Raw genomic sequence first — 18,599 nt, forward strand, 5'->3', positions numbered from 1 at the left:
TTCTATGCCTCCTTATTATCATCGAGTGAGGTGACATGCCAGCATTGGCATATGCAAGAAGCGGGAAACCCGCGGGAATGGAGCGAAACATGGCCGAACAGTATTTCTCCGCGGAGCCATCGTCAAAGGACGTGCGCCGCACGCTCAATGTGACGTTGCAAGGTCATGATGCCCAAGTACAGGTATCGAACGGAGTGTTTTCCGGCTCCCGCGTCGACTTGGGCACTTCCGTGTTGCTCAAGCACGCTCCGGAACCGCCGGTATCCGGCAATGTGCTGGATCTGGGTTGCGGCTGGGGGCCAATCGCCCTCGCTCTGGCGTTCGCATCGCCCGAAGCGAACGTATGGGCCGTGGACGTCAACGAACGCGCCCTGGAACTCACCCATGTCAACGCCGAGGCCAATGGCTGCCGCAATATTCACACCACACAGGTGGATGAAACCAGCACCCCACTGCCAGCCGACCGCCAGAGCGCACATTGCGAGCCGATTCCCGGCGACCTCACATTCGATGCGATATGGTCGAACCCCCCGATTCGCATCGGCAAGGAGGCCTTGCATACGCTGCTCATGGCCTGGCTGCCCAAACTCAAGGTGGGAGGAGCGGCTTATCTGGTGGTGCAAAAGAACCTTGGCTCCGACTCGCTGATCCCCTGGCTGGACGAATCGCTGGGCGAAGGGTTCACTGCAAGCAAATACGCGAGCTCCAAGGGCTTCCGTATCATTGAAGTTCGTCATGAAATATGAGTATCCTGCCGAACTTCCCGTATCCGCCGCACGTGATGAGATAGCCGACGCTGTCCGTCGTTCACAAGTCGTCATTGTTTCCGGTCAGACCGGTTCCGGCAAAACCACGCAGCTGCCGAAGATTCTGTTGGAACTCGGCCGGGGCACACACGGCAAGCAGATCGTGCATACCCAGCCCCGCCGTATCGCCGCACGCACGGTGGCCGAACGCATCGCCTCCGAAATGGGCGTACGTCTGGGCGATGAAGTCGGCTATCAGGTGCGCTTCACCGACGAAAGCTCCCCGAATACGCGTCTGCGCGTGGTGACCGACGGTATTCTGCTCGCCCAGATTCAACGCGATCCGAAGCTCAGCCAGTATGACACGATCATCATCGACGAGGCCCACGAGCGCAGCCTGAACATCGACTTTCTGCTCGGATATCTAACGGCCCTGCTCCCCCAGCGTCGCGACCTGAAGCTCATCATCACCTCCGCAACCATCGATTCGGTGAAGTTCCAAGAACATTTCGCGCACGCATTGCACGAGAAAGTACCAGTGATCGAGGTGTCCGGACGCACCTTCCCTGTGCAGGTGGTGTACGAACCGCTCGGCACCGCACCCGCACTGATGCGTGAGGTGCCGGGCTTTGCGACCGGCGCCCGCCCCGGAGACGCCGACTATGACGAGCTGGCGAGCGCCATCGCCGAATCCGATGCCGATCATTCCCGCAGACGCGGCAATGCCGATTACGCCGACGACGGCATCACCGACATGCCCACAGCGGTGGCCCGAGCCTGTGCCGAGCTGGTCATCCATTCCTCCCATGAGCGCGGCCCGCGTGACATTCTGGTCTTCGCTTCCGGCGAGCGCGACATTCACGAGTTCGAGGCAGCTCTGCGTCACCATTACGGCCCGCGAGCCGATGATATGCACCGCCCCGACGCCATTGAGATCATGCCGTTGTTCGCGCGCCTGTCGGCCGCCGACCAGCACAAGGTGTTCGAGTCTCACACCCATCAGCGCATCGTCATCGCCACCAACGTGGCCGAGACCTCGCTGACCGTGCCCGGTATCCGTTATGTGGTGGATCCCGGCACCGCGCGCATCTCCCGTTATTCGAAGACCGCTAAGGTGCAGCGTCTGCCCATCGAGCCGATCAGCCAGGCCAGCGCCGATCAGCGGTCCGGCCGATGCGGACGTGTGGCCGACGGCATTGCCATCCGGTTGTATTCGCGTGAGGATTACGAGACCCGTCCCCGTTTCACCGAGCCGGAGATCCTGCGAACCTCGCTAGGCGCGGTGGTGCTGCACATGCTCTCCGTGGGCGTGGCCCGTACGGCGGAAGACGTCACGAACTTCGGTTTCATCGACCCACCGGACATGAAGGCTGTGTCCGACGGATTCAACGAGCTGACCGAGCTGAAGGCCATAGGCCGCAAGCGTGGCGAGGTGACGCTCACCCATACCGGTCGTCAGCTGGCGCGTATTCCCATCGACGTGCGTCTGGGCCGCATGGTCATCGAAGCGGCCAAGGCCGGTTCACCGAATCTTCTGGCTTCGGTGCTCGTGGTGGTGGCGTTCCTCAGCTTGCAGGACCCCCGCGAGCGCCCGGATGACAAGCGTGAGGAAGCCGACCGCATTCATAACCGGTATGCGGATGAAACCAGTGATTTTCTTACGGCGTTGAATATCTGGGATCGCGTATTCCAGGCGGATGGCGATCCGAGCAACAATGCGTTGCGCCGTATCTGCAAAACCGAATATTTCAGCTGGCTCAGGATGCGCCAGTGGAAGGATCTGGTCTCTCAGCTCAGGCAGATGTGCAAGGAGCTGAAGTTCAAGGTCGGCGACCCGTTGCCGTCTTCCCGCCCCGGTTTGGAGATTCGTCAGCTGCCATTGAATCAGCAGGCCGCGCATTCGCTGTGCTGTTCGTGGGATACGGACGGCATTCATAAATCGATGCTTGCCGGCTTGCTGTCCATGATGGGCATGCAAGTGATCCGAGAGCCCAAGGCTTCCGACTTTGCGGGACTCAGTGGAGCGGCTCGTGCCCGCGCGATGAAACGCGCCCAGAAGATGTCGAAGAATGACTATCAAGGTGCGCGCGGCACTCGTTTCGCCTTGTTCCCGGCCTCCGCCGTAGCCAAGAAGACCCCTTCATGGGTGATGAGCACCGAACTGGTGGAGACCTCTCGTCTGTGGGCCCGGTATTCGGCCGCCATTGACCCGGCATGGGCCGAACCGCTGGCCGGCCAGCTAACCCGCACCACGTATGCAGAACCGCATTGGTCCGGCTCGCGCGGCTCCGCCGTGGCCACCGCACGCGTCTTGCTCTATGGTCTGCCGATTGTGCGGGATCGTGCCGTGCAGTGGGGGCGCATCAATCCGCTTGAGGCCCGTGATTTCCTGATTCGTCAAGGCTTGGTGGAAGGTGACATTCAGCAGCGCTTCAGCTACGACGAATTCGTGGGCAGGAATCGCGACATTCTTGAGGATGCCGCCGATGATGCCAGCCGCACCCGTCAGCTGGCGGACACCGTGTCCGACGAGGATCTGTTCGATTTTTATAATGCCGTCATTCCCAATGATGTGACCTGTGTGGCCGATTTGGCGAAATGGTGGAAGATCGACCACGATAAGCAGCCGGATTTGCTGGATTTCGACCCGGCCAAGGTGGAACGCCTGGCATCCAGCGATTCGGTCAGTTTGGATGATTACCCCGACCATTGGCATACCACGGGTTCCGATGGCCAGCCTATCGACCTGCGCCTGAGCTACGTGTACGACCCAACCGACCCGGCCGATGGCGTCACCGTGCATGTGCCGCTCAAGGCACTCTCGCGCATTACGCCCGACCAGTTCACATGGAATGTGCCGGGTTTGCTGGATGAGCTGATTCTGGCAATGATTAAGGCACTGCCCAAGCAGCTGCGCGTCCAGTTCGTACCGGCTCCGGATGCCGCACGCACGATTCGCGATTGGATTAACGAACATTACCCCGATTTGCCGGGTTCCGGCTCGCAGCAGAAACCGAATCTGCCACCGGTGGACGAGGAAGGCACCACTGTTGGCTGGCCCGATCTGGCGCACGTGTTCACCAAGGCCGCCATCGCTACCGTGGGAGCGCAGATTCATCCTGAGGTGTTGGGACCGGAATTGGTCGAGCGTCTGTCCCCGTATTTGCGGGTTACGTTCTCAGTGGAGCAGCAGTTGCCGGCCGGCAAACATCCGCGTGGCCGCCGTCACGCACGCGGGCCGGTTAAAGTGCTGGGCACCGCCAAAGATCTGAAGGCATTGCAACGCGAATTCGCCGCGCAGGCGGAGGCTTCGGCCCGTCAGATGGTCAAGAAACAGGCCGAACAGGCCGGCGAGCAAGGCAAGCTGGTGCAACAGGCGAATCTGCTGCATAAGGCGGGTGCCACTACCGAGTCGAGGGCCACGATGCTATGGCGTGGCGCATTGGATGCGTTGCGCTTGCCGGGCGAACGCATTTCGTCTCGTTGGCTGGGCACCGAAGCGTTGATGCTGGCTGCCGCCCCCTACAAGTCCACCAAGGAATTGGTTGAGGATTTGCAGCTGGCCACGGTCAAGCGTCTGCTGCCGAACGTCGACAAGCTCGCAGATGATGAAGCTCTGGCCAACGCAGTGCTCGACATACGCGAAGTGTATGAGGATACCGTGTACCAGGTGGCGCATGATGTCATCGGCATCATGAAGTCTTATGCCGACGTGGATAAGGCCACTTCCGGCAAGGCCGATCTGCCCATGCTTTCGGTGTTGCAGTCTATCCGTGACCATATCGCCACGCTTGTCTACCCAGGTTTTATCGGCCGCACTCCCCCGGATGCGCTGAAATCATTGAGCCGTTATCTGAAGGCGGATGTGAGCCGTCTGAACAAGGCGAAAACTGATAAGAACCGTGACGTCAAGTGGGCATGGCAGGCCGACGAGGCCAAGCAATTGGTCGATAAAGCATTGGCACGGGCAAAAGCCGAACCGGCTGGCCCGAAGCATGAAGCACTGACGCAGCAGGCCGAGCAGGCGCGTTGGATGCTTGAAGAATTCTATGTGTCTCTCTGGGCTCAGGAACTCGGTACCAAGGGGCCGGCATCGCTCAACCGCATCAAGAAAGCGCTGTCCTAGCCCTTAAATCACCGCTGAATATACGGACGCAGCAGTGTAGCGATGCCAGCAGCGAATAATGCGAATATCGCACCGACCGGCCCCAGCCAGGCGAGTCCAAGGAGATCGTTGACCAGACCGCCGACCGCCGAACCGATGGCGATGCCGATGTTGAAAGACATGGAGTTCAGGGATGCGGCCAAGTTCACCGAGCCTGGATGGGACTGGTAAGCCACGTCCATGTATAGCACCTGAGACGCGGAATTCTGCAGGTACATGAGCATGCCGAGCGCCACCAGCAGCAACGCGCCGGCCGCCGGCACCAGCGAGGCAAAGGCCAGCAGGCACAGGCAGACCGCCTGCACACAGTAAATCGGGCGAATGTGCGTCAGCGGCTCCACACCGCGCCCTTTGTCGGCCAATTTGCCGCCGTACAGGTTGCTCCACAAACAGGCGCAGCCATAAATCACCAGGCCAATGCTGAGGTACTGTTCGGGCACACCGATTTCGTCTCGCATGATGGGAGACAGGTATGTGTAGAAGACATAGGAAGCCGCTGCGCCGCACACCACATCAAGCACGCCGAGCTGAATACGGCGGTCGAAGAACAAGCGGAACTGCCGCAGGAAGCCGATTTTCGCCGGGTGTGAGTTGCGCGGCAATACCAAGGCCATCGAAATCATCAGTACCGCAGTAAGCACGGAAACCAAATAAAACGTGACACGCCAGCCGAAAGTATTGGCCACCCATGTACCAATCGGCACGCCCACCACGGAGGCGATGGAGAACCCGGAGAACACCCAGGCGATGAATTTGGTGCGGTACTTATCCGTGGTCACATCCGGCGCAAAAGTCATGGAAATGGCCACCAGCGTGCCGGAGACGGAGGCAATCAGCAGTCTGGCGATCAACAACACCGGATAGTTCGGAGCAAGGGCACACAGGATGTTGCCGACCAAGAACACACCCATCAATATCAGATAGGTGGCAAAACGAGGGAATCGTGCGGACAGTGCCGAGCCAATCGGCGTACATGGTGCATATACGAAGGCGAACAGCGCCACCAGATTGCCCACGGTCACTTCGGATATCTTGAGACCCGAGGCGATATCCGGCAGAATACCCACCACCACGAATTCGCTCATGCCCAGCATAAAACTGGCGAAAATCAGGATAGTGACCGGAAAGTTGAAGAAGCGGTCGGTACGCGCATTGGTCACAGGTGCGTTCGTCATATGTCTCTCTCGCATGCTCTCGGCTATGTGGGTTCAGTCTGTGTGCTCAGTCGACGTGATTGTTTCATCTCTGCTCGTCAAACGATTACTATCAGCTCCGCGACAACACTATTCCCACCTCTGCCCGCTATCAGTCGTCACCACACGCTATGAAAACCCCGCCGATGAACCACGCATCGACGGGGTGCAACAGATGTGCAACGCCTGTAATCACAGCTTCGGCAGGTACTTCTTCAACTCGTAAGGAGTGACCTGCTGGTTGTATTCCGCCCATTCCTGACGCTTATTGTCCAGGAAGTAGCCGAACGCATGCTCACCCAAGACATCCGCCACGAAGTCAGACCGCTCCATGATCTTCAGCGCTTCGTCCAGCGAGCTCGGCAACGGCTGAATGCCCATGGCCTGACGTTCACCGTCGGTAAGCTCCCAGACGTCGTCACTGGTGGGCTCGCCCAGCTGCATCTGCTTGTCGATGCCGTCGAGGCCAGCAGCCAGCAGCACCGAGTAGGCCAGATACGGGTTGGCCACCGGGTCGAGCGCGCGGAACTCCATGCGCGCGGAGTTGCCCTTGCCGGGCTTGTACTGCGGGATGCGCAGCAGTGCGGAACGGTTGTTGTGGCCCCAGCAAATGTAGCTCGGAGCCTCGTTGCCGCCCCACAGGCGCTTGTACGAGTTGACGTATTGGTCGGTGACCGCGCAGATTTCGGCCGCATGGTACAGGATGCCAGCGGCGAACTGGCGGGCGGTCAGGGACATGTTGAATTCCTGACCGGCCTCGTAGAAGGCGTTGGAGTCGCCCTCGAACAAGCTCAGGTGAGTGTGCATGCCGGAACCAGGCGCGTCGGCCAAAGGCTTGGGCATGAAGCTGGCATGGATGCCGCGCTCCAGCGAAATCTCCTTGACCACCGTACGGAACGTCATGATGTTGTCGGCAGTGGTGAGCGCATCCGCATAACGCAAATCGATCTCGTTCTGGCCAGGACCCGCCTCATGGTGCGAGTATTCCACCGAGATGCCCATCTGTTCGAGCATGTTCACGGTGGCGCGGCGGAAGTCCATGCCCGGGCTGCGCGGCACGTGATCGAAGTAGCCGCCTTCATCAATCGGGGTCGGCGCCTTGGACCAATCATCCTGGCTTTCGAACAGATAAAACTCAATCTCAGGGTGCACGTAGAACGTGAAACCCTTATCCTTGGCCTTGGCAAGCGCACGCTTCAACACGTGGCGAGGATCGCCGAGCGACGGCTCGCCGTCCGGGGTCAGAATGTCACAGAACATGCGAGCGGTACCTTGCGGGCCGCCGCGCCATGGCAGAATCTGGAAGGTTGAGGGGTCGGGTTGAACGATCATGTCGTCTTCGGACACACGGGTCATGCCCTCGATGGCGGAACCGTCGAAGCCAAGACCCTCCTCAAATGCGGCTTCCAGTTCGGCCGGAGCAATCGCCACGGATTTCAGTGTTCCCAACACATCCGTGAACCAGAGACGAATGAAGCGCACGTCGCGTTCTTCGACCGTGCGCAGCGCAAACTCCTGCTGTCTATCCATAATCGCTTATCGTTCCATATCCGTGTTACGAGGGGCGTTAACATCTCACCGGTGTGCCGTGTTACATGATTCGGCGGCGAAGCCGCGCTAAGGTGTGGTTTATGAGCGAAGACCACCTCACCCCATCCGCCAATCCACCTGTCGATGTAACCAGCTGGAAGCAGGCCACCGATCCGCGCGACCGGTCACGTGCCGGCATATCCACTCGAGCCAAGGCGCCATTGGATTCCCATGCCATTTGGCAGGCGCAGGAGGGCCGGAGAGAGGCGATCAGCCTTTTGGAGGAGCAGTCCGCCATCCGCGTGCCCGAACTGGTTCCGTTGCGATACAAGCGTATGAGCGCCAGCCCGTTCACGTTCTATCGCGGCACAGTGCTCATCATGACCAACGATCTGGCGACCACGCCGGTAACCGGGATACCGGTGCAGTGTGTAGGCGACGCGCATATCGGTAATTTTGGTATCTTCCGCTCCCCTTCCGCACGACTGGTATTCGACATCAACGATTTCGACGAAACCGCGGTGGGTCCCTGGGAATGGGATTTGAAGCGACTTGCGGCCTCGGTGGAAATATGTGGCCGCGCCAACAAAATCAAGGAGAAGGATCGCCGCGCCGCCGTGGTGCAATGCGTGCGCACCTACCGTACCCGCATGAAGTGGTTCTCCGAGATGGATTATCTCGATGCTTGGTACGAGCACCTCGATGTGGAGGAAACGCTGGATCGTTTTGAAACCACCGGTTCCAAGCGCAGTCGTGTACTGCGCGAAGCAGCTATGAAGGCGTTGCTGAAAGACAACGACGCGGCAGCAGCCAAGCTCTGCAAATTCGAGAACGGCAAGCTGCGGTTCAAATTGAATCCTCCCGAATTGGTGCCCATCAATCAGCTTGACGATTACGCCGATTTGGATGCCTTGCAGGCACGTCTCGATACATTGATCGAAAGCTATCGTCATTCCCTCTACGATGATCGACGCTGGGTGTTCGACCATCTGCGCTATCAGGATGCCGCCCGCAAAGTGGTGGGCGTCGGCTCGGTCGGACAACGTGCATGGGCCTCGGTATGGATCGCACGCGACGCTGATGATCCGATGATGCTGCAGATGAAGGAAGCCACATATTCCGTGCTGGAGCACTATTGCGGAGCCTCGCCCTATGCCACGCACGGCGAGCGCGTGGTGCAGGGTCAGAAGCTGATTCAGAATACGGCGGACGTGCTGCTGGGTTGGTCAAGCTTTATGGCCGAGGATGGACGCAAGCGCGATTATTACGTGCGTCAGCTGTGGAACGGCAAGGGCTCCATCGACATCGACAATCTCAATGCCTCAGGTTTAAGCGATCTCTCACGCATGTGTGCATGGTCATTGGCGCACGCTCATGCCCGCACCGGCGATTCGATCGCCATTGCCAACTACATGGGCGGTACCGACGAATTCGACCAGTCCATTGCCTCGTTTGCTGTAAGTTACGCCGAGCAGAACGATGAGGATTACGCCATATTCAAGAAACTCATCAAGTCCGGCGAACTCCCCTGCGCCTGATACAAAGTAACGGTTGTTGCTGGGCTCGTTGCAGTCATCTTTGACGCCAATGGGCTCGCCGTCCGTTCGGTATATTCTCTAGCGCAAATAATTCTCGAAATAAGCATTTTGTTCGAGAAATCTTTGCGCTGAGAAAACACCAACGTTTGTCAGTGCCAAATCACACATCATCGAGCGACTTCGAGCGCTTCCTGAAGCGTGAAGGCACGCGCGTAGAGGGACTTGCCGAGGATGGCGGAATCTACGCCAATCTCGGCCAGAGTCTTGATGGCACGCAGGTCATCAAGCTTGGAAATACCGCCGGAAGCGGTGACCTTGGCATCGGTGCGTTCAGCCACTTCACGCAGCAGTCCGATGTTCGGCCCGGACATCATGCCGTCCTTGGCCACATCAGTGACCACGTATCGCGAGCAGCCGACCGAGTCGAGGAACTTCATGGTCTCGAACAGGTCACCGCCCTCCTTGGTCCAGCCACGAGCCGCAAGCGTATGCCCACGCACGTCAAGACCAACGGCCACCCGATCGCCATACTTCTTGATGACCGAAGTGGTCCAATCAGGGTTCTCCAAGGCCGCGGTGCCGATGTTCACACGCGCAGCACCGGCCTCCAATGCAGCATCCAGCGAATCATCATCACGAACGCCACCGGACAATTCGATATTGACCCGGTCACCAAGTTCGTGAACGATTTCACGCAACTGATCGCGGTTGTTGCCCGTGCCAAATGCGGCATCGAGATCCACCAGATGAATCCATTCGGCACCGGCCTCGGCCCAAGTGCGTGCCGCCTCGAACGGCGAACCGTAATCCGTTTCAGAACCGGATTCACCCTGGCGCAGGCGCACGGCCTTGCCATCGCGCACATCAACAGCGGGGAGAAGAGTCAACGACATCAGAGAACAACCTTTCTTATGAACTACAGCGTGGCAATCCAGTTTTTCAGCAACTGAGCACCGGCATCACCGGACTTTTCAGGATGGAATTGCGTGGCAGATAGCGGACCACGCTCATAAGCCGCCACAAAACGCGAACGTCCGTATGTGCACCAGCTCACTCGTTCAGTGGAAGTCTGCAGATCAATGTCAAAACGCGCGGTGTCGGCGGGCTTGACCTCCATTGCGGCATAGGAATGCACGAAATAGAAGCGCTCGTTTTCCACACCGTTGAGCAGCACGGAATCGGGAGCGGCCTCAATGGTGTCCCAGCCCATATGCGGCACCACATCGGCATCCAGCAGATTCACCGAGCCACCGATCAGACCAATACCGGAGGCATGAGCACCATGTTCCAGACCACGTTCAAACATAATCTGTTCGCCCACACACACGCCCAATACCGGACGGCCAGCACGGATACGGTCATAGATCACGCGGTCGCCATCGACTTTTTTGAGACCGTCCATGCAGGCGGCAAACGCGCCCACACCCGGAACGACCAGACCGTCGGCTTCCAAAGCCTGACGGTAATCGGAGGTAAGTGTGGTATCGACGCCAAGGTCGGCAAGAGCACGCACCATGGATCGTACGTTGCCAAAGCCATAATCGAAAACAACCGCTGTGGTCATAGTCTGTCCTAACCTGTTCTATTCCTACGCCTATTCGATATGCGATCCGCGGCCACCACGCCCACGCTTGGTGTGGTCGGCGAGAATCTGCATGGCCTGGTCATGATCGAGGTCGGCCGACTCCACCACTTCAAAACCTTGGGTTCTGAGCTGATTCAACGAGACGATGCCGAGCATAAGATCCTCCACAAATCGCGGAGTGGACGAAAACAGCACCGGCGGAGCAAAGGTCTGGCCAACCTGCCCCTGCATGATCATGGACACTTCGAGCTTGTCCGCACGATTGACCGCCAAAATCACCACCATGCCGGAAACCACGGTGGTCAGATCTTTGGCGGCCGCCTCCGGAGCGTCCCCATCAAGATTCTTCAGCACTGCCACCGCACCCTGATTGGCACCGATGCATGCAGCGGAGATGTCCGAAAGCTGGCAGAATGCGGCCAGAAGATCCGCCGAAGCAATACGGGTAACGATTAACGCCATCTTGGCCTTGTCACCAAGAAGGCCAGCCAGCTCATTATCGAATCCGGCCGAGGGATCCACCACATCGGCCATGGCTTCGTTGACGGCATCCGCCACAGAACTAGAGATATCATCTGCGGCTTGTGTATCAGCGCCGTTATCAATCGACTTGGCATCCGCCGCAGAATCGGCTTGATCGTCGTCCCCCGTATCCGTGTCGTTCTCGAATTCCTTCTCGAATCCGGCCAGTGCAGCCTCCAGCTCCTCGTCGGAGAAATGCGTATCGTCCGGATTGAAATCCTTATCGTCGGACATCACAGGGCTCCCTTGGTGCTGGGCACACCATCCACACGGGGATCAATTTCCATGGCAAAGCGAAGCGCACGGGCCAAGGCCTTGAATTCAGCTTCAGCGACATGGTGCGGATCGCGGCCGGCGAGTACCTGCATGTGCAGGCAAATGCCAGCGTGAAACGCGATGGATTCCATGACGTGACGAACCAGCGAGCCAGTGAAGTGGCCACCGATCATGCAGAATTCGTAGCCTTCGGGCTCGCCACTGCACACGCAGTACGGGCGGCCGGAGATATCGACCACGGCTTTGGCCAAGGCCTCGTCCAACGGCACGGTGGCATCGGCAAAACGACGAATGCCCTTCTTGTCTCCCAGCGCCTGCTTCAGGGCCTCACCGAACACGATGGCGGTGTCTTCCACAGTGTGGTGCACATCGATATCGGTATCGCCATGCGCATGGATGGTTAGGTCAATCAGCGAATGCTTGCCCAGCGCGGTCATCATATGGTTGTAGAACGGCACGGAGGTATCGATATCGGTTTTACCGGTACCGTCGAGATTCAGCTCGAGGTCGATGTGCGATTCGCTGGTCTCACGAACAATATGTGCGGTTCTTGCCATCATGTCTCCTGGTTGATAGGTGTCGCATCATGCCGCCGCAATCGATGATGGTCACGGCAGCATGATGTACGAGTCTCTTATGCTGCTTCTACTATACGAAGCACTTCGGCAAGGGCATTACGGAACGTTTCCATTTCCTCGTCAGTGCCCATGCATACGCGCAGCCAGCCGTCTGGCCCGACCACACGAATCAGTACACCACGCTTGAGCAATTCGTCAAAAATCGCCTCACGGTTGTCGAAATGCCCGCCGAAAAGCAGGAAGTTCGAGCCGGATTCGGCCACCTCAAGCGGCTGCCCCTTATAGGTCTGCTCTTTAAGCCAGGAAGCAGTTGCCTCGCGAGTCTCGCGCAGGTGTTCCACTCGGCTCAGCTGCTCGTCGGTGTGCTCAAACGCAGCCAGTGCGGCGGCCTGGGTCACGGCGGACAGATGGTATGGCATACGCACGATGCGCACGCAGTCGATAATGCCTTTGGACGCAGCCAAGTAACCGACTCGTGCACCGGCGAAAGCGAAAGCCTTGCTCATGGTGCGGCTGACGGCCAGATTCGGGTGGTTCTTGATAAGGCTTACCGCGCTCGGGGTGCCGGGCTTGCGGAATTCCACGTAGGCTTCGTCGATGACGAGGATCGGGTGGACGCCCTCACCCGCGCCAGCCACTTCAGCGGTTTCGCAGGCGGCAAGAACGCGCTCGATGTCTTCCATCGGCAGAGGGGTGCCGGTCGGGTTATTCGGGCTGGTGAGCAACACCATCGAAGGCTTGACCTCGTTGATGGCTTCAAGCACCTTGTCTACGTTCAACGTAAAGTCGGCGTTGCGGTGAGCCAGCTTCCAACCGGTGAAGGTGTCGCGGGCGTATTCCGGGTACATGGAGTACGTCGGGTCAGCGCCGAGAGCGGTCCTTCCCGGGCCGCCGAAGGCCTGGAACAGCTGCAGCATAATCTCGTTGGAACCATTCGCACCCCACAGCTCGTCCACATCCAGACGGGCGCCGGATTCACGGGCCAGATAATCGCTGAACGCCTGACGCAGCTCAATATGTTCACGATCCGGGTAACGGTTCAGCGTCGGCGCAATCTCACGTACACGCTTGGCAATGGTATCGCATACAGCCGGATCCGATGCATATGGATTCTCATTGACGTTAAGACATACCGGGACATCAAGCTGAGGAGCACCATACGGTTCCTCACCAATCAAATCATTGCGCAGCGGCAGGTTTGCGGGAATCGAGCTCATCGCAGACCGGCTTCTTTCTCCTGCTCGCGCAGGGTGGCCTTGTCATAGGGATCCTTGACGAAACGGCTCAGCACGCACTCACCGTGAGCCGGCAGGTCTTCGGAAACGGCAAAGGCATTGATACGGGCAGCCAGTGCTTTGAGGCCTTCCTCGTCATATTCGATGACTTCGACAGGCTTCATGAAGGTGTGCACGCCAAGGCCTGCAGCAAAGCGAGCGGTACCGCCGGTGGGCAGCACGTGGTTGGAGCCGGACATGTAATCGCCCAGCGGCACCGGAGAGTACGGGCCACGGAAAATGGCACCAGCGTTCTTGATACGCTTGACCACGGCATCGGCATCCTCGGTCTGAATCTCAAGGTGCTCGGCGGCATAAGCGTTGGCCGCATCGATGGACTGGTCGAGGTTGTCGGTCAGCACGATGGCGGACTGGGTGCCGCTCAGGGACGTGTGGACGCGCTCGGCGTGCTCGGTCTTCGGCACACGGTAGTTGAGGTTCTCCTGCACCTTCTCAGCAATATCGGTGGAGTCGGTGAACAGCACGGAACCGGCAAGCTCATCATGCTCGGCCTGTCCGATGAGGTCGGCGGCCAGCAGGCTCGGATTAGCGGTCTTATCAGCGATGATGCCGATTTCAGTCGGACCGGCAACCGCATCGATGCCTACGAATGCGGAAACAAGAGACTTGGCGGTGGCCACGAAGATGTTGCCCGGGCCGGTGATCTTGTCGACCGGGTCGCACAATACGTCGCCATCCTGAGGCTCGCTGCCCTTGGCGCCGTACGCGAACATGGCGATGGCCTGGGCGCCACCGACCGCGTATACCTCATCAACACCGAGGATGGCGCAGGTGGCAAGGATGGTCTTGTTCGGCAGGCCCTCCTCGTTATCGCGAGCGGGCGGAGTGGCAATGGCCAGCGATTCGACGCCAGCGGCCTGAGCCGGCACGGCATTCATGATCACGGAAGACGGGTAAACAGCCTTGCCACCAGGCACATACAGGCCGACGCGCTGAATCGGAATCCAACGTTCGGCAACACGAGCGCCCTCGGCCAAGTCGGTGTAGAAGTCCTTCGGCACCTGATTGGCAGCCACAGCACGGGCACGACGCACAGATTCCTCAATGGCGGCGCGCACTTCGGAATCAAGTGTGGCCAGGGCATCCTGAATCGCTTCGACCGGCACACGCAGGTGCTTCGGGCGCACATGGTCGAACTTCTCCTCGAAGTCACGAAGAGCGGCAGCTCCGCGCTCCTTCACATCGTCCAGAATCGGACGCACCAAGTCGGTGGCTTCGGAAGTGCCCATTGCGGCGCGCGGCATCGCAGCAAGCAGTTCGGCACGGGACAGTTTGCGACCACGAAGGTCAATAATGCGCATGATATTCTCACTCATAATGTCCCATCGTAGCAACGTACGGAGTCTAACCGCCGAGGAACGCCCATGTTCACCCGTATCGTGAGATTATCGGAACGCTATGAGCTACTCGAGAACGCGAAACGCGGACGGTGCATCGTCTTTGACCGGCACATCCTGTATGTCGATATGGCGTACATCGGACCACCGCGGGCCTAGTTTCAGCTGCTTCACCAGCGCCTGCACCGACTCCTGACTGCCTTGGGCCTCCACTTCAACTGATCCGTCGTATCGGTTACGCACCCAGCCGCTGACGCCAAGTTGACGGGCCTGTATGACCGTGAAATAACGAAAGCCCACACCTTGCACCAGTCCGGTAATCACCATGTGTTTGCGCACCACATCCGAGGCTTGCTCTTGCAACGAATGGTTCTTTGACCAATGATTCATCAGCTTCCCCGTTCAGTTCGATAACCGTTATGCCGGGCGTAGAATCTCAGCACAGCCACGCATTTCCTCATACAATAAAATATGGCAAAGCATAGCTATCGGCAAAGAGGAACTATGGCAATTCAATCGACAATCACACTGAACAACGGCACGGTTATTCCACAGGTGGGCTTGGGCGTATTCCAGACGCCGGATGGCGATACCACGGTGAATGCGGTGCAGACTGCATTGGAGAACGGTTATCGTCATATTGACACGGCGATGATCTATCGTAATGAGGCTTCAGTGGGCGAAGGCATCCGTCGTGCCGGATTGCCTCGTGGCGACTTCTTCGTGACTACCAAGCTCTGGAATGACGATATTCGCGCCCATCGCGGCAAGGATGCATTTCAGGAAAGCCTGGATCGCCTTGGGCTAGATTATGTGGACTTGTATCTGATTCATTGGCCGGCCGATGGATGGCAACAAGCGTGGGACGACCTGCAGGAGATTTATGCCTCCGGCCGAGCGAAAGCCATCGGTGTCAGCAACTTCCAGAAGCACCATATCGATGAGTTGCTTGCCAACAGCGACGTGCTACCCGCCGTAGATCAGATTGAGTCCTCCCCGCAGTTCACCAATCATGAGTTGATTGGACAGCTACGTTCCAAGGGCATTGTCGCTGAGGCATGGAGCCCGCTCGGTGGCACCGGAGGCAATCTGCTGGGCAGCCCGGTTCTTGCTGAAATAGGCGCCAAGTATGGCAAGTCCGCAGCTCAGGTGGTGATTCGTTGGCACATCCAACGCGGCGTCGTCGTATTGCCGAAGTCCACTCATGCCGAACGCATCAAGCAGAACTTCGATGTTTTCGATTTCAACCTGACGTCTGAGGATATGACAGCCATTACCGCACTCAACACCGGCAAACGCAACGGTGCGGATCCGGATAATTTCGATTTCTGATCCATACGCTGCACAATACGCAAAAAGGGGATTCCCCATGACGAGGAATCCCCTTTTCCATCAAAAAAGATTGCGGACCGTCCTCCCCTATTAGGAAAGACGGTCCGCAACATTTCGTAACGGATATAACGCAATACGTTAACGCCGGATGGATCCCTTGAATGGCTTATCCGGAGATAGCGCGACACGTCCCATATCAGTCCCCAGAACGTTCAGCGCAATCTCCGTGGGCTTCGAACAGCGCAACGTATATTCCACTGTCTGATCCGTCCATGTCGCATCCACTTGGATTCCGCCTCTTGCGCGGAGCGCATGGAAGGTTCCCTCATGCCAATCCTCCGGCAGGGCCGGAAGAATGCGAATCCAGCCATCGTGGCTTTGGACAAGCATCTCCGACAAAGCCGCCGGGAATCCAAGGTTCCCGTCAATCTGGAACGGCGGGTGGGCGCATAATCCGCTGCCGTACACGCCTCCGCCCAGCAGATTGGTTTCAGCGTTCGCATCCACCGGCCGCAGGAACATGCCTATGATTCGTTTGGCATGCTCCGCATCACGCAGACGCGCCCACATGATCATGCGCCATACGATGCTCCAACCGGAACCATCGTCGCCGCGCACTTCGAGGGATTTCCTAGCGGCTTCCTCCAGGTGCGGAGTCTGAGACGTGATGCCTGCACCAGGATGCAGTTCGTAAAGGTGGGACAGATGGCGGTGCTGTGGATCGGATTCGATGAATTCGTCGTTCCATTCGAGGATTCTTCCATCAGCTCCCAATCGCGTTTCAGCCAGTTGGGAACGGACGGATTCCGCTTCATGGACCAGATCTCTGTCCTCTTCGTCAAGGTCTTCCAAATCGTGGGAAGCCTGAATTAAATCATCAAGCAGATTACGCACGATGGCCGTGGCATTCTCACTGCTTTGTGCAACGGATACCGGTTCTCCGTTCACCAAGAAACAGTTCTCCGGTGATGTTGCAGGGGACGGGGCCAGTCCATGCTTTGTCTCCGATAGGAAATCCATGCAGAATCGCGCGTTGTCCCGCATGATCGGCCAGATGCGGGCCAGGTACGATGCATCCTGGTTGAACAAATATTCATCGAACAGGTTCCGGCACATCCATGCCTGACCGAACGGCCAGAACGACCACATCGGCTCGCCGTTCGCAGGAAGGGCCCTGCGCCAGAGATCGACATTATGGAAGACCGCCGATCCTCGGCAGCCAAGAATCCTGTCAGCGGCGTCGTGCCCCGGCACTAGCAGCTCCTCATTCATGGAGACGAGCGGCTCGATGAGTTCTTGGAGGGCGCATGGGCCTGTCATCCAATAGTTCATCTCGACGTTGATGTTCGTTGTGTAGGCGCTGTACCAGTTCGGGAAATCCTTATGGTTCCAAATCCCCTGCAGATTCGCTGGCTGGGTGTGCGGTCTGGACGAGGAAATAAGCAGATACCGGCCGAAATCGAACATTGCCTCCGCCAGCATCTCCAGACGATGCGGCTCTTTTTTCTCATCCGAGCGAAGGATCGCCGAGAACGGTAGTTCCGTATCGTCATCATGAGCTGAACCGAGATGGATGGCCACCCTGTCGAAATATCTGCGGTAGTCCGCGATGCGGCGGTCGAGCATGGTCCGCAAGTCGGTCGACCACTCGTCGATGGTTTTCTCCAGATGGTCGGCGATAACCGTCATGCTTCGTTCCGGCTGCTGGTCGCTTCCCCTGAATCCGCTCATACTGCGGAAGCGGAGCGATAATCCGGTGATGTTCGAACATTGCAGACTGTTGTCACCCACATTGACGTCACCACCTGTGACGGTAAGGGAGAACGCACCGGCGTACGCCATTCCAGTTCCGTCCTGCTCATCTTCCCAAGGATTTTCAGAAGGATGAGGGAGGAGCCCGATGTTGAGTCCAGGCATCCGGCCCATGACGACGAGTGTGGCCCGATGACCATCGGATACTGTTTCCATCGAGGCGCGTGATTGCTTGAGGAAAGTGCCGGAGACACTGATGTTCACATCAATCGGCGCATCCGATGACATCCTGTAGACCAACAGATCATCGGGCTCGCTGCACCATGCGTCGACATGAACGTTGGCATCACCCATCCGGAACGTTTCGCCGGCGAGCGCCCTTGCAAGATCCAGCTGGCGTTTCATGCTCTCACGGCCGTCTGCAGAGGTCGAGTACTGAATACGGGCCGTTCCGAATGGCTCGTAAATCTGCTCGTCTTTTTCCTGCAGTGTGGCATCCTTGATGATTCGCGTGGCGGCGTTGTAGTCGTCCTGCAACGACGCCTGGCGTGCCTTGGCCACAATCTCCGGCGTCACCGGCGAGGTTTCCGCGTGTGGATATCCTGACCAAAGGGTGTCGTCGTTGAGATACAGCACGTCGGTTTCCGGTTCGGAGCACAGGACCGCTCCCATGCGTCCATTGCCGAGAGGAATGCTTTCTTCCCAGCACGAAGAGATTCCATCGAATGTGAGTTTCATGCGTAAAGTCTC

The 18,599-nt window shown here is 58.2% G+C and carries 14 protein-coding genes; 4 read left to right on the forward strand and 10 right to left on the reverse strand.

The features are described 5' to 3' along the window. The first annotated feature begins 89 nt into the window (after positions 1-89). Positions 90-746: a class I SAM-dependent methyltransferase gene (locus BBBR_RS06765; protein ID WP_014483586.1), complete on the forward strand. Its 657-nt coding sequence runs from the start codon at positions 90-92 to the stop codon at positions 744-746. Continuing rightward, positions 736-4,872, forward strand: a complete 4,137-nt coding sequence (locus BBBR_RS06770) for a DUF3418 domain-containing protein (protein WP_003830422.1) — start codon at positions 736-738, stop codon at positions 4,870-4,872. Before BBBR_RS06765 ends, BBBR_RS06770 begins: the two co-directional genes overlap by 11 nt. Before the next feature lie 8 nt (positions 4,873-4,880). Here BBBR_RS06770 and BBBR_RS06775 read toward each other — a convergent pair whose 3' ends face one another. Both BBBR_RS06775 and glnA read right to left on the reverse strand, forming a co-directional pair. Further along, positions 4,881-6,086, reverse strand: a complete 1,206-nt coding sequence (locus BBBR_RS06775; protein WP_003830420.1) for an MFS transporter — start codon at positions 6,084-6,086, stop codon at positions 4,881-4,883. A 210-nt stretch (positions 6,087-6,296) separates the two neighbouring features. Continuing rightward, positions 6,297-7,634 carry a type I glutamate--ammonia ligase gene (gene glnA, locus BBBR_RS06780; RefSeq protein ID WP_003830419.1) on the reverse strand — a complete coding sequence of 446 codons (1,338 nt, stop codon included), beginning with the start codon at positions 7,632-7,634 and terminating at the stop codon, positions 6,297-6,299. A gap of 101 nt (positions 7,635-7,735) precedes the next feature. Here glnA and BBBR_RS06785 point away from each other — a divergent pair, with 101 nt between their 5' ends. Then, on the forward strand, positions 7,736-9,172 hold the full coding sequence (locus tag BBBR_RS06785) for a DUF2252 domain-containing protein (RefSeq protein WP_014483584.1): 1,437 nt from the start codon (positions 7,736-7,738) through the stop codon (positions 9,170-9,172). A 167-nt stretch (positions 9,173-9,339) separates the two neighbouring features. Here the strand turns inward: BBBR_RS06785 and priA are convergent, their stop codons facing one another. The 7 genes from priA to BBBR_RS06820 all read right to left on the reverse strand — a co-directional run bounded on the left by priA (position 9,340) and on the right by BBBR_RS06820 (position 15,155). Next, positions 9,340-10,065, reverse strand: coding sequence for a bifunctional 1-(5-phosphoribosyl)-5-((5-phosphoribosylamino)methylideneamino)imidazole-4-carboxamide isomerase/phosphoribosylanthranilate isomerase PriA (priA, locus tag BBBR_RS06790; RefSeq protein WP_003830416.1), 726 nt, complete (start codon positions 10,063-10,065; stop codon positions 9,340-9,342). A gap of 23 nt (positions 10,066-10,088) precedes the next feature. Then, on the reverse strand, positions 10,089-10,736 hold the full coding sequence (hisH, locus tag BBBR_RS06795) for an imidazole glycerol phosphate synthase subunit HisH (RefSeq protein ID WP_003830414.1): 648 nt from the start codon (positions 10,734-10,736) through the stop codon (positions 10,089-10,091). Between the two features lie 30 nt (positions 10,737-10,766). Next, on the reverse strand, positions 10,767-11,513 hold the full coding sequence (locus BBBR_RS06800) for a hypothetical protein (protein ID WP_003830413.1): 747 nt from the start codon (positions 11,511-11,513) through the stop codon (positions 10,767-10,769). Next, complete coding sequence (hisB, locus tag BBBR_RS06805; RefSeq protein WP_014483581.1) at positions 11,513-12,112, reverse strand: imidazoleglycerol-phosphate dehydratase HisB; 600 nt, start codon at positions 12,110-12,112, stop codon at positions 11,513-11,515. Before hisB ends, BBBR_RS06800 begins: the two co-directional genes overlap by 1 nt. 77 nt (positions 12,113-12,189) lie before the next feature. Next, positions 12,190-13,350, reverse strand: coding sequence for a histidinol-phosphate transaminase (locus BBBR_RS06810; RefSeq protein ID WP_003830410.1), 1,161 nt, complete (start codon positions 13,348-13,350; stop codon positions 12,190-12,192). Next, on the reverse strand, positions 13,347-14,744 hold the full coding sequence (gene hisD / locus BBBR_RS06815) for a histidinol dehydrogenase (RefSeq protein WP_003830409.1): 1,398 nt from the start codon (positions 14,742-14,744) through the stop codon (positions 13,347-13,349). The genes BBBR_RS06810 and hisD overlap by 4 nt, the downstream gene beginning before the upstream one ends. Positions 14,745-14,831: 87 nt before the next feature. Next, on the reverse strand, positions 14,832-15,155 hold the full coding sequence (locus BBBR_RS06820; protein WP_003830407.1) for an acylphosphatase: 324 nt from the start codon (positions 15,153-15,155) through the stop codon (positions 14,832-14,834). A gap of 114 nt (positions 15,156-15,269) precedes the next feature. On the opposite strand from BBBR_RS06820, the gene BBBR_RS06825 reads away from it, so the two are divergent. After that, complete coding sequence (locus tag BBBR_RS06825) at positions 15,270-16,097, forward strand: aldo/keto reductase (RefSeq protein WP_003830406.1); 828 nt, start codon at positions 15,270-15,272, stop codon at positions 16,095-16,097. Positions 16,098-16,235: 138 nt separating this feature from the next. On the opposite strand, the gene BBBR_RS06830 is transcribed toward BBBR_RS06825, so the two are convergent. After that, on the reverse strand, positions 16,236-18,587 hold the full coding sequence (locus BBBR_RS06830) for a glycosyl hydrolase family 95 catalytic domain-containing protein (RefSeq protein WP_003830405.1): 2,352 nt from the start codon (positions 18,585-18,587) through the stop codon (positions 16,236-16,238). Between the last annotated feature and the right edge of the window lie 12 nt (positions 18,588-18,599).

This window comes from Bifidobacterium breve DSM 20213 = JCM 1192 (assembly GCF_001025175.1).
Lineage (GTDB): Bacteria > Actinomycetota > Actinomycetes > Actinomycetales > Bifidobacteriaceae > Bifidobacterium > Bifidobacterium breve.